Here is a 23,901-nt window from a genome sequence, read left to right as displayed (position 1 = left end):
ATCTTTGTGCTGTTCAGCGTGTACGCGGCTGAATAGGGTAGAAGGGATTACCCATTGCGCCTGATCCTTAGCCACGCTGGGTGGATCTGCCAACATGCTTTCAATGTCTGACAGGGTGCAGGCAATAAAAGGGCGCGGGTTCTTTTCGTTGTTCGGGCTATGCCATTGGCCGTAGCCACTGCACAATTTCTGTTCAGCGGTGCTATAATCACCTTGCCCGTTCTCGAATGCGCCCCCGTTTGCTTGCCCGGCTGCGGGGGTTGTTCGTTGTAGCTCTGTCATTGCTTCACCCCCTTCGTAAATCCCATTCGATCCGCTACCTGTTCAGCTTCCTGTCTAGTTAGGCCGCATTGCTTTTCTAGGAACTTGCGATAACTCCGGCGGGTGGTGAATCCGGCCCCGCTCCGTCCCACTGATCCCATTTCAAAGGCGGCGCGCTCGGTTCTCATGGCTTTGTGTGTTTCGGTTGCTCGCTTCATTTCGCCCCCTTAACAAACGCCACCAGATCCGCCAGGGTCACGGCTTTGCATCCACTGACTTCATGCACTGGCAAGCGGCCATCCGATACAGCTGCGGTGATTTCGTGGGCGGGAATGCCTACGACTTTGGGGGCGCGGCTTAGGGCTACATACTTCAGCCCGTTGCCGTGGTTGCTGAATGTTCCGGTTTCGTGGGTCATGGATTAGCCCTCCATGCCTGAACAGGTGCGGGCGTTTTCTTCGATCCACGCCAGAACATCATCAGCGCGGTAGCGAACATGGCGGCCCAGCTTGATAAAACGGGGGCCTTCACCGGCCCAGCGGGCGCGCTCGCACCATGCCTCAGACTTTCGCAGATAGGCGGCTAATACTTTCTGATCCCATAGCCGGGGCATGGTTACGGATGATTCAGGGGGTAGGTTGCTGCCGTTGTATTGTGCGGTTTCTAATGTGGTGGTGGTTTGCATGATTAAGGCTACCTTTGCTTTGACTGTAGCCTTATCCTGCTTTTTGCTTTGAAATCAGGGCGTAACGAAAAAAACGGCGTTATTTTTTCACAACTGCTAAGGGCTTTAGGTCATCCGCCGATAGCTCAAAAATGCGGGCGGCGTTGACGGCATCCTTATAGCCTTTGTTAACGAATATCATCAGGTTCCCCGCACATCGCCATAGTTCATCCTCTACCATTTTCGGGCGTGTTCGGTCGCAGTAGGTGGCCCATGTTTTCGAAAAGCTCTCGCCTTCAATCTCTGCCTTCACTTTGCAGGCTATGTTTAAGAACCATAGTTTTAGATCCCCGTCTGGGTCTTTGGGCCTGCCTCGTTTTTCCCCTTCCGGCATGGCCAGCAGTAGAAGCAACGGAAAATGAAGGTCATCCATTTTGTAAACGCCAGCTTTTCCCCAGACTCCCAAACGGATAGCAGTTCGGGCCGCGTCGGGGTTCTTTTGCTCTATGGCGTATTCCAGAATTGCCCGTACTTCCTTTTCAGTGATATTTGTCACGCGCTCGCCTCCCTGTTAAATGGGATAACCTGGGCCACGGGTTCGGGCAATCCCTCTGCCATCCGGTGCAGCATTTCCAGCGCCTCTAACTTTTCCTCGAAAAAATCATGGTGCTGATAATGTCGGGCCTGAACGCCACCTAAGCCGTGGCTAAGTAGCTGGCCTAGAACGTCTGAACTCACGCGGTAAGGCTTTGCAGCCAGTCGGGTTTCAATGGTGGCGCGGATAGATCCCGGCGTGAAGTGGCCGTTTTCTAGTTCCTTTGCTTCCTCCATATCCTTTTCAATGCGCGCCACTGCGTCCCGCATGTACGTGTTACAGATAGCCCTTTTGCCACCGTCACAACTGAACACATATTCCCCGCCCCCGGTGATACGGTCGATTGCTGCCAGTGCTTCCGGCAAAAGCGGGATAGTGTGGCGGCGGGGTTCGGTTCTGCGGCCCTTGTAGTCCAGCAGGGTTAGGGAAGGGGCGTCCCTGTCTATGTCCTGCATGGTGGCTCTACCTAGCTGGTCTAGGCGTTGTCCGCCGGTCAGAACGTGCAGCATCATCAGCGAGCGGCGCGGCTCTGGCTGTTCCTTTACGCGTGTCCAATAGGCGCGGAACTCCGCAAGGCTTAACGCTCTGTCTCTGGCCTTGCTTGATCCCGCTACTTTCTCAATATCGTTGCAGGGGTTGGTTTTAACGTCTGCCAGTTTCAGGCCATCAGGATAGCGGCGATTACGGCGGGCGTTTATGGCCTTTCTGAATGCGGTTTTCATATAGCTGCGGATCTTGTCGGCCTGCCGTGGCTTTTTGGCCTTTTCCAGCCGCTCTAAGATCCGGTCGCAATCATCAATAGTGATTTTGTTGGCGGGGCGCTTCCATAGGGTGCGAAAGGGCTTTTGAATGTCGTTTTCAATCTCTCGCTTCACTTTGGCGGCTGATACCTTGCCTTGATCCTCTAGCCATTCTGCATAGCCCAGCATCATTTCACCAAACGTGGCGGAACCGTTGGCCGTTTCTTTCTCTACTCGCGGATCAATTCCGGCGGCCATCTTGCCCAGATATTCGCGGGCCTTTTTGCGCGCCAGGTCTGGGGAGAATGTCGGGGCTTTGCCTATGGTGACTTTGGTCACTTTGCCGCGTAACCGGCCCTGACAGAAAAACGTATAGCCGTATTCCCGCACGCCATCCACCAGGCGGCCATTGCTTACCCGTACACCAAAGCCGGGTTGCTCCGAGTCCCAATAGATCGTTTGTTGACCGTTCACCGGCTCTAGCTTGGCTAGGGCTGTTTTTTTGAGTTTCACTTTCTCGGCCATGTTATCCCCCGTGTTTCCCGCTGCTACATAAACCAAATATGTAGCAAATATGTAGCAGGTCAGCTAAAAACTATTCAAACTCACTAGGGATAAAAATACGGTAAACGACTGAAAAATAATAGGGTGTGGTGCTACATAAAAACTGTTCAAAGTGGGCACGAATGACTTAAAATCTGAAGCTCGTTAGAGCGTGCCGGTTCGATTCCGGCCAGCCGCACCACTTCTTAGCCTGTCTGGGTGGCCCTCCACCGGTTCCCCTCTATAGCGGTTCCCCGGTTTCAGACCGTATCACACCAGCGCCTAAACGCCTCCGCCAGAATGTCAGCATCATGGCCAGTCATTGCACATAACCGCCTTGTCTGCGGCCCTGCGTGCCTTAGATCCTGATAAGCCTGCTCCATTTCTTCGGCTATTGCCTTGCGCTTAATGCCCTCGCGGTAGCTCATGGCATCATCAAGAAACAGCCGCAATGCAGCGCCCCATAGTTGCCGCTCTGGCATTTCATCCGGGGGCTGTAAGGGCTGCTCTATCAATTCCAGATCCGGTTCTGTCATTCACCGGCTTTCTGTTTCAGCTCGGCAATCTCCTGTTTTAGCCTGGCTGCTTCCTCACGGCGGCGGGCTTGCTCTGCTTCCCGCTCTGCGCGCTTGCCGGTTACTGCGTCGTGAATATGCTTTGTTACCTGATCCATTGTTCAGCCCTCTAGGTCAATTTGCTGTTTGTTGAGTTGCGAACCGTCCCGGCGGTGGGGGTTCAAGCTGGCGGCAATCCGGCGCTCTAGTTGGTAGAACTCGGAACTGCCAATACCCGTTAGCGGAACTGGTTTTGATAGACCGGCCTGGCTGGCGGTCATGTTTGCGTCATGGCCTGCCTGTTCAGCATCAGCGGCGGCGGCTTCCCACTGGCTGATAGCTTCAGTGAACGCGGTCACGGCTTCATGGCTTGCCTGTAGTGCCTTTCTGGCGGCCTCTATGGCCTTCTCCCGTGCCTTTTGGTGCTGGGCTACCGCTGGGCCTGCCTCGGCTCTGATCGCGGCTGAAAGCTGTTTCTGTAGTGCATCGGCCTGAATGGCTAGGGTACGGCGGCGCTTGTCGGTCTGGGCTGCCTGCTCTACCAGTTCGTCAGCATTGCCACCGGCGGCAACTTGCGCGGATAGCTCGGCATCAGTGACAGGGTTCAGGCTTTCTAGCTCTCGCTGTATGCCCTGTAGCTGGGTTCGGATTTCATCGGCTTTCATGCGTGTTCTCCGTTCATTCGTATAGTGACTTTCGGCATTTCAAAGGGTGGAAGGGCGGCGCAATCCACGGCCCCGGCTACTGCGTTGGCCAGATCATCATGGCCACCGGGCGGGTGGTCGATACTGTCCTTACCGGCGCGGCTTGTCCGGCGCTCAAGGCTTACCAGTTCGCTCTGTAGTTGCTTGTTGTCCAGCAGTTCCACACGGTCGCTGTTAATCAGCGGTAGCAGATCGCGGTATAGGTCGCTCCGGGGCTTCGGTGCTAGTTCGTATTTAATGCCCTGCTTTCGGAAGGGTTCGCGGGCGAACTCCCCGGCGTACCTGTCCCCGGTAACGGTGTCTATCCGGTATTTCTTCAGCAGGTTGCAGAACTCCAGAACCACGGATTCAGGGCTGAAGGGCGGCTTCACGGCTCGCACTACGTCCAGAATGATCTGATCCCCTTCCCGGTGGGTAATGGCTAGGGTCATGGCATCCTTTGAGCCGCCGGAAGGGTCAACAAAACCGAAATAGTGGCGGTCTGACAGGGGCGGCAACTCTAGCCGGTCTGGTGCCGTGCAGGCCTCTACCGCTTCCAGGCTGATAAAGGTTTCCACATCCGTCCTGAACTCTGCCATGTATTCCGCTTTGGCTGCGGCGGGGTCGCGTTCCATTGCCTCCCTGACTACCTTTTCGGGTAGTGTCGGGTTCACGGCGCGGCTAGGTGCCTGGGCCACCAGAATAGAGCCTTCCTTGCCGTAGTATCGGCTGTAGGCATCCCATAGCGCGCCCCGGCGGCTGTAAGGGCTGGAAAGGGCAATCAGCGGGCCGGCCAGGGTGGCCATTGCCGGGCGTATCGCGTTGATAACCTCCCGGTCTGGGTTCGCGCTGTCGTCGGATCTCCAGAACGCTATTTCATCGGCAATACAGCAGGCCACGGTATAGCCCCGAACGGCCCGGAAACTTGCGGTGTGAACCTCTATGGCTGCCCGGTTCGATAACTCCAGGCTTTCGGTGGTTTCCCGCGTAATCAGCCGTTCCAGCATGGCGTTAGAGTGGAACAGGCCACTGATATAGCGGAACACTGAACGGGCCTGCTTTCGGTCTGCGGCCAAAACCATAACGGTAGCCACTTCGCCGGGGCTTAGGCGGTCGCTGTAGTCCATGAATGCAGCATGAAACACGGCCAGCAGGGCGGCGGCCTGAGACTTGCCACCACGGCGGCCAATGGCCAGCCATAGTTCATCGTGTGCGGCCTCTGGGGCGCTCTCACGGCCTGTTAGTTCCTGCCAGTGGGGTAGCTCATCCTCTGCCAGTTCTAGCCCGTAAAAGCCCGCCAGCAGTGTCCGCCATGCCTTGAAGCTATCACCGCCAAACTGTTCACCGAATAGGGCGGGGTCTTTCATCAGGGTGCGTATGGTAACGCTCATTTTTCCGCCCTCGCTTTCAGGAAGGTGGCAAGGTCGGGAACGTCCTTAGCCTGTCTGTCTAGGCCTAGCTTTGTGAGTATGCCCTGAAGGCTGTTAGCGGCTTGTGTCCACTTGCCTACATCAAAATCAGTTCCACGGGCTAGGTTCTGTTCCTGTTGTGCCAGCCAGTATTCAAGCCACAAGGCGCGCTCTACCAGACTCCGCTGGGCATAGCTCAAACGGTCAGCGCCCCCCAGATCATCAGTAAAAGCGCGGTAACGCTCCCGCATAACCTGGGCCACGGCTAAACGTCCATCCAGTTCATCCAGATAGCCGGGGCTGTATTTTTCGGGAATCTGCTTTGCCGCCATAATCAGGGGGTAATCCTTTGGTTTCTGCCTTGCATGATGCACCCAATGATGCACAGTATATCAATCAGGGATTAAAGCCGTTAGATAACAGTACTTTGAAGTAAACACACTAGAGACATAATATCCTTGGTTCGGGTGAAATAGTCGGGATTCAGCAGGGTAGGCGGGCTTTTTGGGCAGTTGTTCGCGGCTATCTATTAAGGCGCGCAAATAGCCTGAAGCTATCAAATGCGGTTGTGGTAATTTTGGCCGGATTTCAATCCTTAGCCGGGGCTATGGTGTAACGTCAATCCCTTGCGCCCCAAGGGCTAGAGCCTAACTTACACCCAAAATACACCAGACCGGTATAACGTGAATCCCTTGTGGCAGTAGGGCTGAACGCTTACTTACACCTAAATAGAGAAAAATCCTTTTTTCTTTCTCTCCCTTTCCCTGTTTTTATCTGTCTTAGGATTTTGGGTGTAAGGTGTAAAATTAGGCCTCCGCCTTACTCTCCCAAGGGTTTGACGTTATACCGCTTGGGTGTAAGTAGTGTATCGTGGGTGTACGTCAGCCATAAAAAAAGGGGCTTTGCGCCCCTCAATCACACTACAGCCCGGCTAAGGTATCGTTCCCGCCTCCCGCTGGTCTGCTTTTCCAGTTCTCCGGCGGTTATCATCCGCTCTATAAGCTCCTGAAACAGATCCCGCTTAACGTCCTGGGCCTGCAATTCCTGCCAGCCTTTCGGCTTTGTGACTAGCTGTTTCAGGCGGCTGTGGGTTGCCCCGGTGCCTTTGGCGTTCCTGTGTACGGTTTGGCGGGCCAGCTCCATGACGTGCCGTTCCTGCGCCCCCTGTCCATCGTTGTAGGCTTTCAGCAGGATATAGCTCACGTCATCAATGGACTGTTTCACCAGTGCATGAGCATAGCGGGCGTGTTCTAGGGTTATCGTGCCTTCCTCAAGGGCCAGTATGGTAGCCACGCGGTATAGGTGTTCCGGGGCGCGGGCATATATGCCACCGGCAATGTGGTGGTTTAGCTGGTCATCTTCTTCATACCAGTCTATACACTCGTCCAGGTAGTCGGCTGCGTCCTCGTCCGGCGCTATGGTGGTTCCACCTTGGCGGATCTCTGTTAGCCCGTTGGTTATGTTGAACTCACACAAGGCCAGGGCGTGTTCATCCACCGGGGCGCGGCGTAGCTTTTCCCGCGTATCTGGGCAACGGGTTATCAGGGTGCGGCCCAGAAAGCCACTGGCGATATTGTCCGTTTTAATGAAGCTGTCCAGCCGCTCCGGTACGGAATGGCCCATCAGGCTGAAAAACGGGTCAGGTAGTCCATTTTCTAGCCACTCTAGGCGCTCTCTGGTTTTCTCTATGGCGCGCGTCAGCCGCCGGGCCTTTTCGTCATCGTCTCCGGCTTCCTCTAGTGCCTTTTCCTGCCCGGCAAGCTCTTTCCGGTACAAGTCCAAAAAGCTACGTTTCTCTATGCCCCTGAACGTGTAAAGCTCGGTGCTGTTCATGGTGAGAATTTCGGCTTCCATCTTGGTTTCATAGCTTTGGGCGTTTTTGCTGTGCATTGTGCCTAGAAAGCTGTGAACCTCGTCCACGATGTAGAGGCTTGAACCGTGGCCATCCAGCAGGTTGTAAATCAGATCCTTAAAGCTCCCGGCGTTGCCGTGAATCCGGTCTGAACAATACTGATCGCGGGCTAGGCGTTTAACTGCGTCCTGTGCCTTTTCCTTGCCGGTTGCCGTTGGCGCTATGGCAAGGGTCATCAGGTTCAGCTTATTAGTGAACACGCTATTACGGTTCCGGCCTACCAGTGCCATCAGGTGCAGGGCGGCGAACGGGTATAGTTCGGGGCGCGGTCTGCGGGCTGTCAGCTTCATATATTTGCAGATTTCACCGGCCAACCCCGGCGGGTTCAGCAGATCCACGCCAGCCGGTTTCGGTTGTTCCGTTTCTGGCTCTGGTTGGTTCTCGAACATGGCCTTGAACTCTGCCAGTGCTTGTTCCGCTTCCTTGGCGGCCATGTGATCCCGTTGGCGTTGTTTCTGGCCTTCCTCGTCTACTTCATTGGCTAGTTCAGCTACAGCCCGGCTAAAGTCACCACCGAACCGCAAGGCGCATAACAGGTCGAACACGTCCAGGGCGTGACCATCGTGGTTCAGACTTGATAGCGGGTCTGTTTCCCCGTGGTGGCTGTATACCTTGCCGCTGTCCAGCAGGATAATTCCCGGCGTTCCGGTGCTGCTATGCGGGCTGAGATACCGGCGGCCTATGCGCTTGCACCCATTGTGCTCCAGAATTGCACCTTCCGTGCCTGCATAGGCGGCCTTCACCTTGTCTATGATCCCGGCTTGCTCGCTTGTCACGTTAGCCGGTCTGGGTTTCGGGGCGGCCTTGCTGGCTTCCGCTTCCTGTAGTGCCGTTTCCGCCTCGTAGGCTTCAGTACAGGCCTTAACAAGCGGGTGGCTATCGTCGTGCGGGTTCAGGAACGGGCGCTCTGTTTCGTCTATGTACTCGAACGGCGCGCCTTCCTCTATCACGTTGGGGGCAAAAAATACCTGTTGTGACCGGCTCTGAACCGCGTCAGTGCCGTTTAACAGCATCAGGCCACGGGATAGGATCTTGTATTGCTCATAGTCCACCGGATAGGCCAGCGGGATAAGTGGCTTCCAGCGTTTGGCCACTACGCCATGCTTGTCCTGTTCATGGCTGGCGGACGTGTAGGCAAGATAGGCCACGTTCCAATGGTCATAAGTGGCGCGGATCTCTGCGGCGCTTTTGTCGTCGTCGTCGTGGTCTGTTACCAGTGCATAGAACAGGGCGTTAACTGCCTGTTCCTTGCGCTTTCCGTCTGCTCTGAATGGGGTCAGGGCGGCGGCCTCGGTTTTAGGTCGAACGGTCGGGCCACTGGTTGCCAGCCACGCCAGTTCAGCCAGGCTAAGGACTTTAGCCGGGGCTTTGTCCTCTACGCTGTTGTAGTACGGATAGGCGGCGCTATTGGTGGTTAGTTTCTGCTCAGCGGTGCTATAATCACCTTGCCCGTTATCGAATGCGCCCCCGTTTGCTTGCCCGGCTGCGGGGGTTGTTCGTTGTAGCTCTGTCATTTTGCCCCCTTCGGTTTTTCCAGTCCCATAGCCTCTACCATCTGTTCCGCTTGCTGGCGGGTGAATCCGTGGTATTTCTCTAGGTACTTTCTGAGGCTCCGGCGCGTTGTGTTGCCCTTGGTTTGCAGCCCGATACCGCCTAACTGAAACTGAGCGCGGGCGCGGTGCTGTTCTTTGTGGCTGGGGGTAAGGTGTTGGCTGTAGTCGATCATTTCGCCCCCTTAACAAACGCCACCAGATCCGCCAGGGTCACGGCTTTGCATCCACTGACTTCATGGACTGGCAAGCGGCCATCCGATACAGCGGCGGTGATTTCATGGGCGGGAATGCCTACCGCTTTGGGGGCGCGGCTTAGGGCTATGTACTTCAGCCCGTTGCCGTGGTTGTTGAATGCTCCGGTTTCACGGGTCATGGTTAGCCCTCCATGCCGGAACAGTTGCGGGCGTTATCCTCAATCCACGCCAGTACATCATCAGCGCGGTAGCGAACATGGCGGCCCAAACGGATGAAACGGGGGCCTTCACCGGCCCAGCGGGCGCGCTCGCACCATGCGGTAGACTTACCAAGGTAAGCGGCTAGTAATTTCTGATCCCATAGCCGGGGCATCGTTACGGATGCTTCAGGGGGTAGGGTGGTACTGTTGTTTTTCGCGGCTTCTAATACGCTAGGGTTTTGCATGACTGAGCCCTCATTGCTTTGATGTTGGCTCAGTATCTATTTGAATTTAAAGGTAAAAAATTCCGTGCCGTACGACAAATAATATTTACCGTACGGGACTGAACATTATTTCTTTGGCTTTCTAGGTCTGCCCCCCTTTCCGGCATATTCAGGCGCGATTTCTCGCAGCCAGCTTTTTACAGTTTCTAGTTTCAATTCCTCGCCACCTGTAATAGCGTTTTGAGTCAATTCTTTTGCTAGTTCATGCAAGAGCCCCGCAACATACCCCGTTTTGAGTTCTTGGTCTTTGTCGTTATTCCAAAGCTCTAAAGCCTCCGCCTGAATTCTATTTTTGGCGGATCTGAATTTATCGGCTTTATTCGCGAATCCTTGCACACGACATAATTGATCAAGATAAAGGTCGTGGTACTCAACTAGCTGTTCACGAGTAGGGTGGTGCATTTCCTCTATCGCTCTTCCCAGCTCGCAGAATGCGGCGGCAATGCGGGCAATGTTGCCTTCATCAACGGCAATCAATGCCTCCCCGGTGCAGTGTTCAAGATTTCGCCAACGGCTATCGAAGGCCTTAGCTGCTTTTGCGCCCTCGATCTGGTCTAGTTGGTGACTTAGGAACGCCTCTAAGTCTGGCTCTTCTGTTGCGTCAAGATAATCTGAAAAGGCTTTCTCTGATAGCGGGCCACAACCGATAAATAGCTCTGCCTTTACCGCTTCCTCATAACTGAAGTACGGGTGCTCTATATGGTCAAAGAGAATTGACTTCACGCGCTCGCCTCCCTGTTGAACGGCAATACCTGGGCCACGGGTTCGGGCTGGCCTTCTACCATGCGGTAGAGCATTTGCAGGGCTTCCAGTTTTTCTTCATAGAATCCGTGGTGCTGATAATGCCGGGCCTGAACGCCACCTAAGCCGTGGCTAAGTAGCTGGGCCAAAACGTCAGAACTCACGCGGTAAGGCTTTGCAGCCAGTCGGGTTTCAATGGTTGCCCTGATCGTGCCGGGCGTGAAGTGTCCGCCCTCCAGTTCCTTGGCGGCTTTCATTGCGTCCCTGATCTTGTCCACGCGCTCCGATATGTATTTGCCATTAATCGGCCTTATGCCACCGTCGCAAGTGAACACGTATTCACCGGCCCCGGTGATCCGTTCGATACAGGCCACGGCTTCAGGCAATAGCGGGATAGCATGGCGGCGGGGTTCGGCTCTGCGGCCTTTGTAGTCCAGCAGGGTGACGGTCTGGGTGTCGCGGTCTATGTCGTGCAGGGTGACGCGGGTTAGCTGTTCTATACGCTGTCCGCCGGTCAGAACGTGCAGCATCATAATAGACCGGCCCGGCTCTGGCAGTTCCTTAACGTGATTCCAATAGGCGCGGAACTCGGCAAGGGACAGGGCGCGGGTTCTAGCCTGGCTAGAGCCTTCTACCTTCACCATATCGCGGGCGGGGTTGGCCTTTATGTTCATGTTTCGCAACTTCTCCGGGGCGTTCACGTTGCCACGGGCCTTGATTGCTTCAGTGAAGGCGGAACGGATATAGGAACGGATCTTATCGGCCTGCCGTAGCTTGCCATCGTCCTTGATCTTCGCCACCACCTTTACACAGTCGTCTAGGTCGATTTCAGCGGCGCGCTTTTTCCATAGCTTCGGCTGTTTTTTCTCAATATCTGCGGTGATCTGGTTTCGGACATTGCGGGCGGATTTCTTGCCCTTCAGTTCCAGCAGGTCAGCGTAGCCGGTCATCAGATCCCCAAACGTGGCGGCCTCTGCTTCCTGTTTCTCCGGGCGGGGGTCTATGCCGTTGGCTATGTCGTTGTTGATCTCTACGGCGCGCTTGCGGCTTTGCTCTGCGCTGGGTGCGGTGCCGGTATAGCGGCCAATGGTGACGCGGATCACTTCGCCCTTGAACCGAACTTGAAAAAACAGGGTTTTGCTTCCGCTGGGCATGATCCGAACGCCATAGCCCTGAATGGCAGAATCCCAGACAATGCGGCGCTTTCCGTCCGTGGCTTTCAGCTTGTCTAGGTTTGTTTTGTTGAGCTTCACTTTCTCGGCCATTTCGTCCCCCGGTGCATCACTGGTGCATCACTTTGATTCAAAGTAGATCAAAGACACTAGGGACTATTCTGGCCTAACTAGCTGAAATTTCAAAGCTGTTAGTGGTTAACCATTTTTGTTCAAAGTCAAAAGAAAGGACTTAAAATCTCTCGGCCGCAAGGCCGTGCCGGTTCGATTCCGGCTCCGGGCACCATATTAATCAACGGCTTATAGAAAACTTTGTTTTCGACCCTGTTGGGCTGTTTCGAAATGTAGACGCTATGTAGACAAATTCGAGTTGTGGTGCCTAAGCTTGGTATGTAAATCTGCAGTTTTGTCGATTAGACTCATTTAAACGCACTTTGGCGTCCTTGTAATGACGAGCAAGAGCTTACAAAACGAAAACAAGAGTGCTGCGCTTTCTCGCCTGTTTTCTCCTGGACTTTTCCGACAGCTAGCTCGGGAGGGCCAGTCTTCTCGCCTTGTACGTTTATTGAACGAAGCTGAATTGCTGAACGATCTCGCGTCGAAAAACCTAGCACAGGTATTCGACGAAGCCTTCCAGATCAGTCAGGCAAAGAATCTCAGAAGCGAACAGGTTTATAAGGCTGCTATTACGCACAAGGTGCTTCTCGGAACCCATAGCCTGAAGACTGCATCGCTGTTTACAGAATTCAGGGTTGGAAACTCCAAAGCGGATGTCGTGGTGGTGAATGGTACGTCTACCGTTTATGAGATTAAGTCTGAAAAAGATAGCTTGGAGAGGTTAGAAAGCCAGTTAGCCGATTACTTTCAGGTGTTTTCACGGGTAAATGTGATTTGCGCCGAAAAACACGTTCAGAAGGTACTGAATTGTACTCCCGCCAGTGTTGGCATATTGACGCTGAATTCTCGCTATCAAATTTCTACACTGCGTGAGGCCACTGACTGCGATAAGCGCGTCGACAAAGCTGTTCTATTCGATTCGTTGTCGTTAACTGAAGCGGCAACTATCATTGAAAGGCTTGGCGTTCAGATACCAGACGTGCCTAATACATCTAAGTATCAGGTGATGAAGAGCATCTTTTGTGAATTACCCCATTACAAGTTAAAGCAGGAAGCAGTAAAGGCGCTTCGGGAATCACGGAGTGTTGAACACCTCTCAGATTTCATTCTTCAGTTGCCAAGATCCCTACAACCTCTTGGGGTTACTACTAGAATCAGGAAAACGGATCAAGACAGGTTGCTGAAAACTATAAATCAGCCAGCCGAAAATATTTTGAAATGGAATTAGATGTATGTACTACCCATTTTTTAGAGGAAAACAGTACGATCTATTGGCGATAAAGGAAAGTGCACCTACTCTGGCAGAAAGTGGTTTTAGGCCGATAATTGAGCCGGTTAAGGAGTCACTTAGTGGACTAACTCGCTGCCTCGAGGCATTAGATGAATTTGGCTCTGAGGCCGTTCTTATCGTCAATCCGCGGTATGGAGATCATAAGGGGAACTGGGAACAATTAGTTCATTACTTCAAGGAAGAGCTTTCTGAGTTTAAAAAGATTTTTCCGGGAATACTGTTGTTAGAAGACAGCGACCTAGAGGAGGTTCAAGCACTCGTCGAAAAATACGGAACGAGTAACCTTTTCTTTTTACATAGTGGCTTCACTAAAGCCAAGCTTTTATCTTCTTGGCTCACTGAAGCTAAGATTCCGGCGACCCACGTCTTCGTTGAAGATTTTAGCGTAAAAACTTATCGGCGCTATTTTAAAGATTCTCATCGAGTTCTCATTCGAGATGGATTCGAAAAAAGGGTAAACGCCAAGCATCCAGAAATAGAGATGTTCTCAGACCTTCACCTGACATACGAGGACGAGGGGATGGAGGGTTTCGGAGATTTCCTAACTGTTGGAGATGATTACTCCGAATCGGGTGGTCCTGCATATGCTGTGGCAATTCATATCACGTACATAGATTCCGAAAATGATGACATTATGTTCATTCATCATTTTAAGTCCATCCGGCAAGATACCCCTCAAGATCCAGCGGGAAAATTCCTAGAAGCGTTGGACAAACTTGTTGCGGAATTTCGATCCCCCGAAAATCAGATTCTCGAGACTTCTGCAATCAGAGAGTTTTTAAGGCTTCACGAAAAAAGGCATTTCCCTGGTCTTGGGTATGTCAAAAAGCTTTCGATGATTCATCATCTTGAAACTCTCGCAGCTTTCCTTGCCGTGGAGACATTATGAAGTGCTGCGGTGAGTGTATTGGTGATAGATACATTACGAGGCAGATCATTCCCGCGCTATCTAGCTCAAATGGTCGGTGCTCATACTGCGGAAATGATGGACTAGACCTCATTGCACCAATAGAGTTGCGTGAATATTTTGAGGCGCTCATCGGGATCTATATACAAGATGAGCAAGGTAAAACCCTAGTTGAATGGCTTCGTGAAGATTGGGCGATTTTTGATAATGAGCAAATGGACAATGCTCATGCCAAAGAATTGCTTTCTGAGATTCTTGATGACGGAGAAATCGTACGAAGAAGTTTCAAGCCTGCTGTGAAACGCGATTCATATAGCCTCAGGGAATGGCGCCAGTTAAGGGAAGAGCTTATGAAAAAGAATCGTTTCTTCCCGGAAACAACAATAGATCTAGATCGGCTTTCTTCCCTCTTTCCGCACTTGATCACTAGTGGAGAGGAGTTACCAGAATATTGGTACAGAGCGCGGGCCCAAGAAGGCGTGCTGACTATCGACGCAAGGAGTATGGGCGCTCCACCTGCTAACCTTGCCTCACATGGAAGAGCCAATCCGGCAGGAATCCCCTATTTGTATTTGGCCTCGAATATAGATACAGCTTTGTCTGAAATTAGACCCCACACTGGAGAGAGAATCAGTTTAGGTGCTTTCAAGTTACCACCGTACCTAAGTTACATCGACCTTCGTCATCCCAAAAAAACTGTTTCACCCTTTATTCTTCAGGATGAAACGGAAGTTGCGACTCTGAGGGGAGATATACAGTTTCTTGAAAGGCTTGGAAATGAATTGACTAGGCCGGTTCTTCCTAAATCGGCAGCAATAGACTACATACCTAGTCAGTATCTTTGTGAATTTATCAAGCGCAATGGTTACGACGGTGTTTTATATAGTAGCTCAGTTGGCTCAGGTTTTAATGCTGCCATTTTTAATGCAGGGGCCTTTTCGTGTGAGTCGGTTCATACCTGCACGGTTACCAGAGTCTCCGTCGAATATGATCGCGTCTAAGAATTATTGACCCCAGTACAGTTATTGACAGAACTCCAAGGTGGCGGGTAGATCTCACTACTCAGCATCGCTCCCCCAACGACGGCGTCGTTGGGTAATGAAATGGTCATTTCTGTGGCAAAGCCGATTCAGTCCACGTTCCAAGCATGCAGTCATACGCTAGGAAGCTTCCGGCGGATTATCGGAGGAAGAAGTACCTGGTTGATTGGTAAACCGCGAAAACACATTCTTTGACGCTTTCCTTAGTGACCTGATGCCAGTTTTTGTCATCTGAAAGCCCGCACCTATACCTTCTGCTGCGCTCCTACCATGGCGCTTAAAACTCGCGACGCCGGCCTTAGCAGTCTCGGAAACGTTTGTGGAAAGGGAGTTGATCTCCCTGAAAGTCTGCTGAACACGGACAATAGCCATTTCCTCTCGTTCATCATAAATTCCGTCAGCTTCAGCAATACCGGTGATGAACGATATGATCTCATTAGACATTGACTTGTAGTTGCAGTCCGGGTTCTGCTTTTTGAAACGAGCGAGTTTCTCACTTATTTCTCTGATCGAGTGTTCTTCTGCCTTTAACTCAATCACGGAAAGAGCATATTCAACAAAAGCTTTGTCATACCCCCATTCATCAATGAAGTAGGCTTTTATGAAGTCGCGCTCACCATCATCGATCTTTCCGTCAATGCCGGCGAGCTTAATGCCTAATAGAGCAATCAGATCGAACAGACCTGTGGCGAGTACATCCAAGGGAGTGTTTATGAAATCTGGAATCGTCTTCACCCTGCTCGAGGATCCCCGAACGAAATATTTGGCGAATACAACACTTAAACCCGCTCCGGCAACCCCTGCTGCAATTGCCCAACCAACAGGAGTCGTTGCCGCCGCACCAATACCTAGCGCGCCCAGAATTCCCGTTTTCGCAAAAAATGTTGATGCAACGAGCGAGGATTTAGCGACGGCCACTCCTGTGGCGGCGCCGTTAGCAGCATCCACGCAATCTAAAAGGTACGATTTCAACCGTAGTGAGGTGTAGGCCTGATCACCAATATCGAGCTTCAATTTGAATCGGAGGGGATCCTGAATAACCTGCCTGACGTTCTCCATCGCATCTTCTGTTTGAGAGCCGATCATCTTGATTATTCCGCAAGTGGGGAGAAATGACGTTGGGCTGATGCAACTGCATTCGCAAGGTCTCTATCTGCATAATCTTGTTTTACCCCCATTACGAAGCCATAAAGCATGGCTAGAGGGGTTATGAACGGTGCGATCAGTGTGCCGATGAGGGGTACCGATGCCACCAGTATCCCAAAGATACCGCCTAGCACTAGGCCGAATGAGGCATTGGGGAATTTCTCGAGAGTTTCCAGAACGATATCCAATATTTTTCGGCCGACTTTGATCAGAAATTTGCCCGCTTTAATCGTTACCTTGGTAATTGCATGCAAGGCGGATTTAATATCCGCAGACGCATTCAAATTATCGATGGTGGACTTTATAGATTCGTCGGTGTGAGATGTCCTATTAAAATCACTAACAGTGTCCAGGGTGACCAGAGCGTAGTCATGGCGCAGGTATTCTCCGGACTCCGGGTGTTTAGCTTCAATGATCATCCAGATCCTCTAACCGTCTTTCTTTGCCTATTTAATAGCATGAGCGAAATACGAATAAAATAAGAAAACCGCGCCCGTCTCCAGACGCGGCTTCCTAATCGTTTGCGTGGCTATCAAGCAGCCTTAGCCATCCGCTTCCTTACACCAAATCCCAGCAGTCCCAGGCCCAGCAAGGCGAGGGTAGAGGGTTCCGGTACGGAAACCGGGCGGGAGGTGATGACGCCTTTGAGTGTGGCATCGTTGTCTTTCTTTTCCTTGGTCCAGAATTCACTGGCCAGTGCACCGTTGTAGAAGAAACCTGAGATATCTACAAAGTAGTTGACGCCATCAATCAGGAAGGAATCAGAGGCGCCGACGTTGAGCGCGAAGGTCACTCTGTCTGCACAGCCATTCTTGTTAACGCCGACACCATTGGTGCCGCCGTCTGCACAGGGCCGGTCATTGTTGGGTGTTTCCCAATGTTCGAACTCGAACACGGAATACACGGTTTCTGCCATTCCGTCGATGGTCAGGTTGGTTTCGACGGTCAGTTGGGCAGTATTCAGTGACGGTTCGAAGATGGGCCAGTTGTAGTGGGTGAAGGTACCCAGGTTGAAGTCAACGTTCTCATTGACGTTGACGGCTGGGGGCGCTGAGCCGTCGAAACGGTAACCACTCTGCTGTCCTCCGAAAATGGCCGGTGTTCCCCAACGGATTTCATTGGTTCCACCACCCGATACGGCCGGGCTTACGGGATTGGTGGCGGTCCAGATTCCGCTAACACCGGTTAGCTGAATCACCGCGGCCTGGGCGGAGCCTGCGGCAAACAGGGCCACGGCGGCGCTGGCGATCAATAGTTTCTTATTCATTGGTGACACTCCCTGTGGGCTTCGTCATTTGTTTACCGTCGCTCGAAGGTGTAATCCCTGAGCTCCGGGAGACAATCAGCAACGGGAGTGCCTGATCTTAAAAACTGTCCGTTTAACAATATGAAAGGAGTGCCACCTTTGTGACTGGGCGATATTTGATCAGCTGCATTGTAAAAAAAACGGACATACCCAGAGGCTAACGATCCGGGCTGTCCTGTTCTGGCAGGGGCTCAATGCTGTTGATGTCGCCGGTGGGGGCGGCCGGTTCATCCTTGATAATCACGACGATACCGCCAACGATAATGGCAAGACCAACAACGGCTTTGAGCAATGTTGAGCGAGACATGCATCACCTCCTGTGTCGGGTACATGTTATTACCCTGAGGGCAATTCCTGGCATTGCAACCATACGCCGAAGGTCGGTTCGACATAGGCGGCGGCCTTGGGAATACTGACACCAAGAAATATCCGATAAAAACCAAGGGGAGTGTTGTATGACGGCGGCATCTGATGAACTGGTGCGACTGCACGCTGAAAACGGCGTGGCCACAGTAACCCTGAACCAACCGGAGCGGCGTAACAGTCTTTCAATGGCCTTGCTGGAAGCGCTTTCAGAGGTACTTGAGCAGATTGCCGGGGACGGTAATGTGCGCGTGGTAGTACTTGCTGCTGCCGGCAAGGTGTTCTGTGCCGGACACGATCTTCGTGAAATGCGCGAGCAGTTCGACAGCCACGATTTCCAGTTGCGGCTTTTCCGGCAATGCAGCAAGGTGATGCAGCAGATTGTGAACCTGCCCAAACCGGTGATTGCCCGCGTCGCTGGCGTAGCGACGGCCGCTGGTTGTCAGCTGGTGGCAAGTTGCGATCTGGCCGTGGCCGAGAAGGGGGCCCGTTTTGCTACGCCAGGTGTGAACATTGGCCTGTTCTGCTCAACGCCCATGGTGGCTCTGTCCCGCAATGTCAGCCGCAAGCATGCCATGGAGATGCTCTTGACCGGTGAGCTGATTGATGCGGCCCGGGCAGAACAGATCGGGCTGATTAATCGAGCGGTCGAGCCGGAAGCTCTGGATGAGACCGTGTACGGCATGGCAGCCACCATCGCCGCAAAGTCCGGGCATACCCTGAAAATTGGTAAAGAGGCGTTCTACAAGCAGCTGGAAATGCCGCTGGCCCATGCCTATGACTACACCGCCAATGTGATGGCGGAGAACATGCAAGCGAGCGATGCCCGGGAGGGAATTTCTGCGTTTCTGGATAAGCGGGACCCAGACTGGCAACACAAGTAATCAGCGGTTGCAGAAGGCTGGCTGGTCCCGGACCAATCGGTCTCCTGCTTCGATTTGCCGGCTACTGAAGTAACCGGCGTTCATTTCCACGGCGTGCCAGTAGGAGGCGCCTGCGGGGTAGCTGGGGCAATCGTTGCTGCGCGACGATGCACAGGGGTGCATCTGGCGGATGCTGACGATCACGCCCTCGTTGTCCAGAAAGGCAATATCCAGCGGTAGAAGGGTCTGGTACATCCAGAAGCCTTGCTCCGGGCTGCGCTCATAATCGTAGATGAACAGCATGCCGGCGTTTTCTGCCAGAGCTTCCCGACCCATCAGGCCTTTCTGTCGGTCTTTGCTGTCACTCGCCACTTCCAGCACCACTGGATGTCGCGCTGTCTCTGTGACGAAACAGGCCTGGGCCACCGGGAGGTGCCCGGAATCTTTGGCCCCTGCCGAGCCACAGCTTGCAAGCAGGGTACTCACAACCAGCAGGGAGAAAAAACGAGTCATCATGAACGCAGACGGTAGCCGGTTTTGAAGATCCACCAGACGGCGGTCATACACATGGTCAGGAATACCATGGTCATGCCTACACTAATGCCCACGTGCACATCGGAAACCCCATAGAAGGCCCACCGGAAGCCGCTGATCAGGTACACCACCGGATTAAAAAGGCTGATGGTTTGCCAGATCTCGGGCAGCATCTCGATGGAATAGAAGGTGCCGCCCAGGAACACCAGTGGCGTCACAATCATCATTGGCACAATCTGCAGCTTCTCGAAGCCATCCGCCCAGATACCGATGATGAAGCCGAACAGGCTGAAGGTCATGGCTGTAAGCACCAGGAACGAAAACATCCAGAAAGGATGGAGTATTGAGTAGTCAACGAACAGCTTCGCGGTGGCCAGAATGATCAGACCCAATATCACGGCCTTGGTGGTTGCGGCCCCCACATAACCCAGCACGATTTCCACGTAGGATACCGGCGCAGACAGCACTTCATAGATGGTACCGGAGAATTTCGGCATGTAGATGCCGAAGGAGGCGTTGGAGATGCTCTGCATCAGCAGTGACAGCATCACCAGGCCGGGAATGATGTAGGCCCCGTAGCTGATGTTGTCGATGTCGCCCATGCGCGAGCCGATGGCCGAGCCGAATACCACAAAGTACAGGCAGGTGGAGATAACGGGCGACAGCACGCTTTGCATGACCGTGCGTTTCATGCGTGCCATCTCGAACTTGTAGATTGCTTTAACACCGTAAAGATTCATTGTTCTCTCCGTGCGGACCGTTCGGGCGGGTGGCTACTCGTGCACCAGGCCCACGAATATCTCTTCCAGGGAACTCTCCCGGGTTTGCAGATCACGGTACTCAATGTCCAGATCACCCAGGGTACGAAGCAGTCGGGCCACGCCGGCCTGTTGTTGCTGAGAGTCGAAGGTGTAGATCAGCTCGTAGCCGTCTTCTGAAAGCTCGATTGGCTCCAGGGTGAGTTCCCCGGGCAGCTTATCCAGTTTTTGCTGAAGCTGCAGGCGAAGTTCTTTCTTGCCCAGCTTGGACATCAGGCGGTTCTTGTCTTCCACCAAGATGATCTCGCCCTGGCGGATAACGCCAATGCGGTCAGCCATTTCTTCCGCTTCTTCAATATAGTGGGTGGTCAGAATGATGGTGGTGCCGTTCTCGCGGAGTTTGCGCACCATCTCCCACATGTCACGCCGTAGCTCCACATCCACTCCGGCGGTAGGTTCATCCAGGAACAGAATGCGCGGTTCGTGGGACAGCGCCTTGGCGATCATCACCCGGCGTTTCATACCGCCAGACAGTGACATGATGCGGTTGTTGCGCTTGTCCCAGAGGGACAGGTCTTTCAGAACCTTTTCGATATGGGCAGGCTTGGGTGCCTTGCCGAACAGGCCGCGACTGAAAGATACCGCATCCCAAACGGTTTCAAAGGAGTCGGTATTAAGCTCCTGGGGCACCAGGCCGATGGCCTCCCGGGCTTTGCGGTATTGCTTGACGATGTCGTGGCCGGCGGCTTTGACCTCGCCATCGCTCTTGTTGACGATGCCGCAGATGATAGAGATCAGGGTGGTTTTACCAGCACCGTTGGGGCCGAGCAGCGCGAAGATCTCGCCGGGGTAGATTTCCAGGTTGACGTCTTTGAGGGCCTGGAAGCCATCTTCGTAGATCTTGTTCAGGTGCTTAACGGATATGTCCGGTTGCACGGGCGTGTCCTGTTCTGTTGGTGGTAGACCAGAAAGCCGCACATTTTCTCATGCTGGCAGCAGTTTAGAAACCTTTGCTATGTCCGGAATTATCCCCATAATGCCGGTTTCAGATCTGGTTGTGAGGCAGGGTATGGTACGAACCATCGTGGTTCCGGGTTTAGTGTTGGCTGCAATTGGGGCTTTGGTGTTTGGCCCACAGTGGCTGAAAACCGCCGGCACCCCCGAGGAACGGCCAGAATGCGACCTGCTTTCCCGTGCCTGCACCTGGGAGACCGACGAAGGCGCCTGGCGAGTGGAACTCAGCACGCTCGAAGAAGGCGTTCAGGGCATGGAATACCGGCTGGCCATTACCGTACCGGAAGCGCCGGACCGTTTTCTGGCGGTGCTGAGAGGGCAGTCCATGTATATGGGCGAATATCCGGTACCCATGGAGCGCCAGGAGCCCCTGAGCTATCAGGCAACCTTTACAGCTCCGTTCTGCACGACGGGTGCGGAGATGATCTGGCGCATTGACCTGCAGGATGGCCAGAAAGTATTGGAAAATGTGCCCTGGGCACTGGTGTTCCGGGCTGAGAAATAGTTAAATCCCGTCAAATTTCGATGACTTCCAGGGAACAGTGATGGATTACGGGGAAAGCGTTCAGAAGGTGCTATTGCGGAAAATTCGCAAGGCCGAGCAGGATCTCGTTCAGCTCAAGCTGGATTACTGTCGCTTCGTGTTCGGGCTGACCCACCGGGCTACGGTTTCAGCCAATGGCCAGTCCTGGGTAGTGCGGGCGGTGGATGTGGAGTCCATGGCTTACACCGATGATGGCGAATTCACCAAACCTGTCATTACCGGCTCACCTGCCAACGATGATTCCTGCCGGGAGACCGTTAACCTGGGCAGCGACTGGACTCTGGAAACCACTAAATAAACGCGTTACTGGTCACCGCCTCGTAGAGGCTCGAGTTGGCAGGCACATAATGGTTTGCTTGCCAGAATTCCGCACCTTCCAGCCCGGCACGGTAACAGGCCATCAGAACGCTGCTACCGGTGAGCGTTGAAATGGCCTGCAGCGCCTCCGGCTGCCGAATACCTGTCTTCCGGCTGACAATGCCCGCAACCATACCTGCCAGCGCCTCTGAGTGGCGAACGGGTTTCGGGCTCAGGGCGCAGCTGGCACCGTAGAGCCAGGCGGCAGCATAAGTACGAACCGCCTCTGGCGATTCTGACAGTACCAGGCCTTTCACCCGGCAATCCCGCTCCTGCAATCCCGCCAAAATGTGCAACTGGGTGAAAAGTTCAGTTCGATCCGGTGTCGTCATGCCTTTATAGTGACCCGCTTCTTTGCCCGAACTGGCGATCCTGCGCGCGGAACTCCTGGAATTATCGGCTTGCGGCTCGGCGCCTGCGACACCGGCCGGAACGAAGGATTCCATTCGGGACAGGGCAATCACCCGCGAGGCTAACAGTGCCAGCAGGGCAATCAGCCCCAGTTCTGTCATTGTGACCAATCCATTGACCATCGTGGTATTCCTCTGAAAGCGGAGCGACAAGCTGATTCATCGAGGTTATTGTAACGTTGTGTAACCGGCGGGACAGGGGGCAAAATCAGAAAATGGCACTGAAGCCCGGTTTAGCGTCGAAAAATGTGATGGCAGTCCCAAGGGATCAGCAGGTGGGCATGGTTTGAAGGGCCAGTTTGCGACGAATGAAACGGCCCAGGGCGTCGACACCGATGTTCAGCAGGGCGGTAATCAAAATCAGCACCATGGCGCGATCAAAACGAATATTCTGAATGGCACTGTCGACGTAAAAGCCGAGAGTGTAGATACCAAGGATGCCCAGTATCGCCGTTTCGCGCATGATGATTTCCCAGCGGTAGAACAGGAATGCCAGGAATGAGCGGTAGATGCGGGGCACCAGTTCCCAGCTGTAGCGGGAAAAACCCACCGGAGCGTCCGGGCGCAGGTGAATGGTGTTGGTCTGCCGGCCAATCAGGTGGCCGATAATGCCACCGTTGTGCAGGGCCAGCGCCACCACGGCCGGCAGCATGGAAGGCCCCCACAGCTGTAGCAGAATATAAGCAAGAATGTATTCCGGTGTCGAACGGGCGATCACCAGAAACACATGCCCGGAGGTACGCCGCGCCGGGCCACCGAAATGATTCGAGATCAGGGGGAAGGCCAGCAGGGACAGAATGCCGGTGGCCACCAGCGCTATCTGCGTCAATACCACGGTGTTCCAGATGCCTGGCAAAGCTTCCGTTATCATCACATCGGATAACCACGCCCAGATAGCCGCAAGCCCTTCGCCATCCCGGATGGGTGAAGGAATGATGTCCTCAGTAAAGAAGCGTTCCACGTTGCCCCAGACAATGGGTAGACCGTCCCCAAGAAAAAAAGGCGCTGCAAGAATATAGATCGGCAGTAGTTTGGGGCGAACCCATAAGGGCATGGTGGCTATCAGCACATAGAACAGAATCAGCATGGCGCCGGCATCTGAGTACAGACCCTGGGAGAATGAGGATTCCAGGTAGAAACCCAGAGTCGGAAGCCCCACAAAGCCCAGAATGGCAGAGGAACGCAGACCACACTCGAGCCGGTAGGCCGTATAGGTGCGCATCTGAACCCAGCAATCGGGGATACGGGCATACAGAAAGGCGGCAATGGATGAGGTTCCCGGTGGCAGCAGACGGCCCGGTTGCGGGTCTGCCTCTTCCAGGATTTCCGAATAGACCTTGGCGAAGATGCCGGAATAGGGAATGGCAATGGCCAGCACACCCGTGAGCGGGTGGAAACCGAAAAACTGAAGAAAGATCAGCGCCCAGAACAGCTCATGGATGGCACGGATAAAGGCGCAGAAGATTCGTACTGGCAGAAAGCGGTACACCAGCGCCAGCAGGAAGCCGCAGATACTCCCGAGAGTTACGCCCACGAAGGCAAAAGCTACGGTCCGCAGCAGGGCAGTGAGCAAGCCTTCGGTACTGAAAAAATTGGGTGTGGCCACGCCCAGAAAGAAGCGGCCGAGATCCTGCCAGGGGTTGGCAGTGGTAATGGCAATGTCCGCAACCAACAGCCCGAGCAGCGCAACGGCAAGAAAGATAAAGCTGGCTCGTACGGTCGGGTAGGCGAACATGCTGAAAGTCG

Annotated in this window: 30 protein-coding genes; 6 read left to right on the top strand and 24 right to left on the bottom strand. The window is 53.6% G+C overall.

Going from position 1 to position 23,901, the window contains the following annotated elements; genetic code table 11:
• Positions 1-475: 475 nt before the first annotated feature.
• The 15 genes from ACSSVV_RS00280 to ACSSVV_RS00210 all read right to left on the bottom strand — a co-directional run bounded on the left by ACSSVV_RS00280 (position 476) and on the right by ACSSVV_RS00210 (position 11,598).
• Positions 476-679: a hypothetical protein gene (locus ACSSVV_RS00280; RefSeq protein ID WP_454105357.1), complete on the bottom strand. Its 204-nt coding sequence runs from the start codon at positions 677-679 to the stop codon at positions 476-478.
• A 3-nt stretch (positions 680-682) separates the two neighbouring features.
• Complete coding sequence (locus ACSSVV_RS00275; protein ID WP_454105356.1) at positions 683-946, bottom strand: helix-turn-helix transcriptional regulator; 264 nt, start codon at positions 944-946, stop codon at positions 683-685.
• Positions 947-1,025: 79 nt separating this feature from the next.
• Positions 1,026-1,481, bottom strand: a complete 456-nt coding sequence (locus tag ACSSVV_RS00270; RefSeq protein WP_454105355.1) for a hypothetical protein — start codon at positions 1,479-1,481, stop codon at positions 1,026-1,028.
• A complete protein-coding gene (locus ACSSVV_RS00265; protein WP_454105354.1) occupies positions 1,478-2,785 on the bottom strand; it encodes a tyrosine-type recombinase/integrase in 1,308 nt (435 codons plus the stop codon). The genes ACSSVV_RS00270 and ACSSVV_RS00265 overlap by 4 nt, the downstream gene beginning before the upstream one ends.
• Before the next feature lie 278 nt (positions 2,786-3,063).
• Positions 3,064-3,339: a hypothetical protein gene (locus ACSSVV_RS00260; RefSeq protein ID WP_454105353.1), complete on the bottom strand. Its 276-nt coding sequence runs from the start codon at positions 3,337-3,339 to the stop codon at positions 3,064-3,066.
• Positions 3,336-3,476, bottom strand: coding sequence for a hypothetical protein (locus ACSSVV_RS00255; RefSeq protein WP_023010408.1), 141 nt, complete (start codon positions 3,474-3,476; stop codon positions 3,336-3,338). The genes ACSSVV_RS00260 and ACSSVV_RS00255 overlap by 4 nt, the downstream gene beginning before the upstream one ends.
• A gap of 3 nt (positions 3,477-3,479) precedes the next feature.
• Positions 3,480-4,022, bottom strand: a complete 543-nt coding sequence (locus ACSSVV_RS00250; protein WP_454105352.1) for a hypothetical protein — start codon at positions 4,020-4,022, stop codon at positions 3,480-3,482.
• Positions 4,019-5,431 (bottom strand): hypothetical protein, encoded by a 1,413-nt coding sequence (locus ACSSVV_RS00245; RefSeq protein ID WP_454105351.1) that lies wholly within the window; start codon positions 5,429-5,431, stop codon positions 4,019-4,021. Before ACSSVV_RS00245 ends, ACSSVV_RS00250 begins: the two co-directional genes overlap by 4 nt.
• Positions 5,428-5,781 (bottom strand): hypothetical protein, encoded by a 354-nt coding sequence (locus ACSSVV_RS00240; RefSeq protein WP_454105350.1) that lies wholly within the window; start codon positions 5,779-5,781, stop codon positions 5,428-5,430. Before ACSSVV_RS00240 ends, ACSSVV_RS00245 begins: the two co-directional genes overlap by 4 nt.
• A 583-nt stretch (positions 5,782-6,364) precedes the next feature.
• Complete coding sequence (locus tag ACSSVV_RS00235) at positions 6,365-8,875, bottom strand: hypothetical protein (protein WP_454105349.1); 2,511 nt, start codon at positions 8,873-8,875, stop codon at positions 6,365-6,367.
• Positions 8,872-9,087, bottom strand: coding sequence for a hypothetical protein (locus ACSSVV_RS00230; RefSeq protein WP_454105348.1), 216 nt, complete (start codon positions 9,085-9,087; stop codon positions 8,872-8,874). Before ACSSVV_RS00230 ends, ACSSVV_RS00235 begins: the two co-directional genes overlap by 4 nt.
• Entirely contained in the window at positions 9,084-9,287 is a 204-nt protein-coding gene (locus ACSSVV_RS00225) for a hypothetical protein (RefSeq protein ID WP_454105347.1), read from the bottom strand. Before ACSSVV_RS00225 ends, ACSSVV_RS00230 begins: the two co-directional genes overlap by 4 nt.
• A 2-nt stretch (positions 9,288-9,289) precedes the next feature.
• Positions 9,290-9,553 carry a helix-turn-helix transcriptional regulator gene (locus tag ACSSVV_RS00220; RefSeq protein WP_454105346.1) on the bottom strand — a complete coding sequence of 88 codons (264 nt, stop codon included), beginning with the start codon at positions 9,551-9,553 and terminating at the stop codon, positions 9,290-9,292.
• A 105-nt stretch (positions 9,554-9,658) separates the two neighbouring features.
• Positions 9,659-10,315: a hypothetical protein gene (locus tag ACSSVV_RS00215; protein WP_454105345.1), complete on the bottom strand. Its 657-nt coding sequence runs from the start codon at positions 10,313-10,315 to the stop codon at positions 9,659-9,661.
• Complete coding sequence (locus ACSSVV_RS00210; protein WP_454105344.1) at positions 10,312-11,598, bottom strand: tyrosine-type recombinase/integrase; 1,287 nt, start codon at positions 11,596-11,598, stop codon at positions 10,312-10,314. The genes ACSSVV_RS00215 and ACSSVV_RS00210 overlap by 4 nt, the downstream gene beginning before the upstream one ends.
• A gap of 355 nt (positions 11,599-11,953) precedes the next feature.
• On the opposite strand from ACSSVV_RS00210, the gene ACSSVV_RS00205 reads away from it, so the two are divergent.
• The 3 genes from ACSSVV_RS00205 to ACSSVV_RS00195 are packed head-to-tail and all read left to right on the top strand — an operon-like array spanning position 11,954 to position 14,821.
• Positions 11,954-12,850: a sce7726 family protein gene (locus tag ACSSVV_RS00205; protein WP_454105343.1), complete on the top strand. Its 897-nt coding sequence runs from the start codon at positions 11,954-11,956 to the stop codon at positions 12,848-12,850.
• A gap of 4 nt (positions 12,851-12,854) precedes the next feature.
• Positions 12,855-13,802 carry a sce7725 family protein gene (locus tag ACSSVV_RS00200; RefSeq protein WP_454105342.1) on the top strand — a complete coding sequence of 316 codons (948 nt, stop codon included), beginning with the start codon at positions 12,855-12,857 and terminating at the stop codon, positions 13,800-13,802.
• Positions 13,799-14,821: an RES family NAD+ phosphorylase gene (locus ACSSVV_RS00195; protein ID WP_454105341.1), complete on the top strand. Its 1,023-nt coding sequence runs from the start codon at positions 13,799-13,801 to the stop codon at positions 14,819-14,821. The genes ACSSVV_RS00200 and ACSSVV_RS00195 overlap by 4 nt, the downstream gene beginning before the upstream one ends.
• Positions 14,822-14,980: 159 nt before the next feature.
• On the opposite strand, the gene ACSSVV_RS00190 is transcribed toward ACSSVV_RS00195, so the two are convergent.
• The 4 genes from ACSSVV_RS00190 to ACSSVV_RS00175 all read right to left on the bottom strand — a co-directional run bounded on the left by ACSSVV_RS00190 (position 14,981) and on the right by ACSSVV_RS00175 (position 17,619).
• Positions 14,981-15,946 (bottom strand): TerB family tellurite resistance protein, encoded by a 966-nt coding sequence (locus tag ACSSVV_RS00190; protein ID WP_454105340.1) that lies wholly within the window; start codon positions 15,944-15,946, stop codon positions 14,981-14,983.
• 5 nt (positions 15,947-15,951) lie between these two features.
• Positions 15,952-16,425: a hypothetical protein gene (locus tag ACSSVV_RS00185; RefSeq protein WP_454105339.1), complete on the bottom strand. Its 474-nt coding sequence runs from the start codon at positions 16,423-16,425 to the stop codon at positions 15,952-15,954.
• Between the two features lie 113 nt (positions 16,426-16,538).
• Positions 16,539-17,273 carry a THxN family PEP-CTERM protein gene (locus tag ACSSVV_RS00180; RefSeq protein WP_454105338.1) on the bottom strand — a complete coding sequence of 245 codons (735 nt, stop codon included), beginning with the start codon at positions 17,271-17,273 and terminating at the stop codon, positions 16,539-16,541.
• Between the two features lie 196 nt (positions 17,274-17,469).
• Complete coding sequence (locus ACSSVV_RS00175) at positions 17,470-17,619, bottom strand: hypothetical protein (RefSeq protein WP_014421453.1); 150 nt, start codon at positions 17,617-17,619, stop codon at positions 17,470-17,472.
• Between the two features lie 148 nt (positions 17,620-17,767).
• Between ACSSVV_RS00175 and ACSSVV_RS00170 the strand changes: the two genes are divergently transcribed.
• On the top strand, positions 17,768-18,559 hold the full coding sequence (locus tag ACSSVV_RS00170; protein WP_278801943.1) for an enoyl-CoA hydratase: 792 nt from the start codon (positions 17,768-17,770) through the stop codon (positions 18,557-18,559).
• On the opposite strand, the gene ACSSVV_RS00165 is transcribed toward ACSSVV_RS00170, so the two are convergent.
• Genes ACSSVV_RS00165 through ACSSVV_RS00155 form a run of 3 tightly spaced genes read right to left on the bottom strand, consistent with a single transcriptional unit; the run spans position 18,560 to position 20,766 of the window.
• Positions 18,560-19,054: a DUF192 domain-containing protein gene (locus ACSSVV_RS00165; protein WP_454105337.1), complete on the bottom strand. Its 495-nt coding sequence runs from the start codon at positions 19,052-19,054 to the stop codon at positions 18,560-18,562.
• Complete coding sequence (locus ACSSVV_RS00160) at positions 19,051-19,812, bottom strand: ABC transporter permease (RefSeq protein ID WP_011784940.1); 762 nt, start codon at positions 19,810-19,812, stop codon at positions 19,051-19,053. The genes ACSSVV_RS00165 and ACSSVV_RS00160 overlap by 4 nt, the downstream gene beginning before the upstream one ends.
• A gap of 33 nt (positions 19,813-19,845) precedes the next feature.
• A complete protein-coding gene (locus ACSSVV_RS00155; protein WP_011784939.1) occupies positions 19,846-20,766 on the bottom strand; it encodes an ABC transporter ATP-binding protein in 921 nt (306 codons plus the stop codon).
• A 100-nt stretch (positions 20,767-20,866) separates the two neighbouring features.
• Here ACSSVV_RS00155 and ACSSVV_RS00150 point away from each other — a divergent pair, with 100 nt between their 5' ends.
• The gene (locus tag ACSSVV_RS00150) at positions 20,867-21,349 is read left to right on the top strand and encodes a hypothetical protein (protein ID WP_022991244.1); all 483 of its coding nucleotides are present in this window, start codon (positions 20,867-20,869) and stop codon (positions 21,347-21,349) included.
• A 40-nt stretch (positions 21,350-21,389) separates the two neighbouring features.
• The gene (locus tag ACSSVV_RS00145; RefSeq protein ID WP_041654698.1) at positions 21,390-21,686 is read left to right on the top strand and encodes a hypothetical protein; all 297 of its coding nucleotides are present in this window, start codon (positions 21,390-21,392) and stop codon (positions 21,684-21,686) included.
• Here the strand turns inward: ACSSVV_RS00145 and ACSSVV_RS00140 are convergent.
• Together ACSSVV_RS00140 and ACSSVV_RS00135 are read right to left on the bottom strand one after the other, a co-directional pair.
• Complete coding sequence (locus ACSSVV_RS00140; protein ID WP_454105336.1) at positions 21,679-22,257, bottom strand: hypothetical protein; 579 nt, start codon at positions 22,255-22,257, stop codon at positions 21,679-21,681. The two genes, ACSSVV_RS00145 and ACSSVV_RS00140, sit on opposite strands and share 8 nt — an antisense overlap.
• Before the next feature lie 166 nt (positions 22,258-22,423).
• Positions 22,424-23,890 carry a PhnE/PtxC family ABC transporter permease gene (locus tag ACSSVV_RS00135; protein WP_454105335.1) on the bottom strand — a complete coding sequence of 489 codons (1,467 nt, stop codon included), beginning with the start codon at positions 23,888-23,890 and terminating at the stop codon, positions 22,424-22,426.
• Positions 23,891-23,901: the final 11 nt, after the last annotated feature.

Source organism: Marinobacter sp. MBR-105 (assembly GCF_053628895.1).
This window is presented reverse-complemented; position numbering and strand designations above follow the sequence as displayed.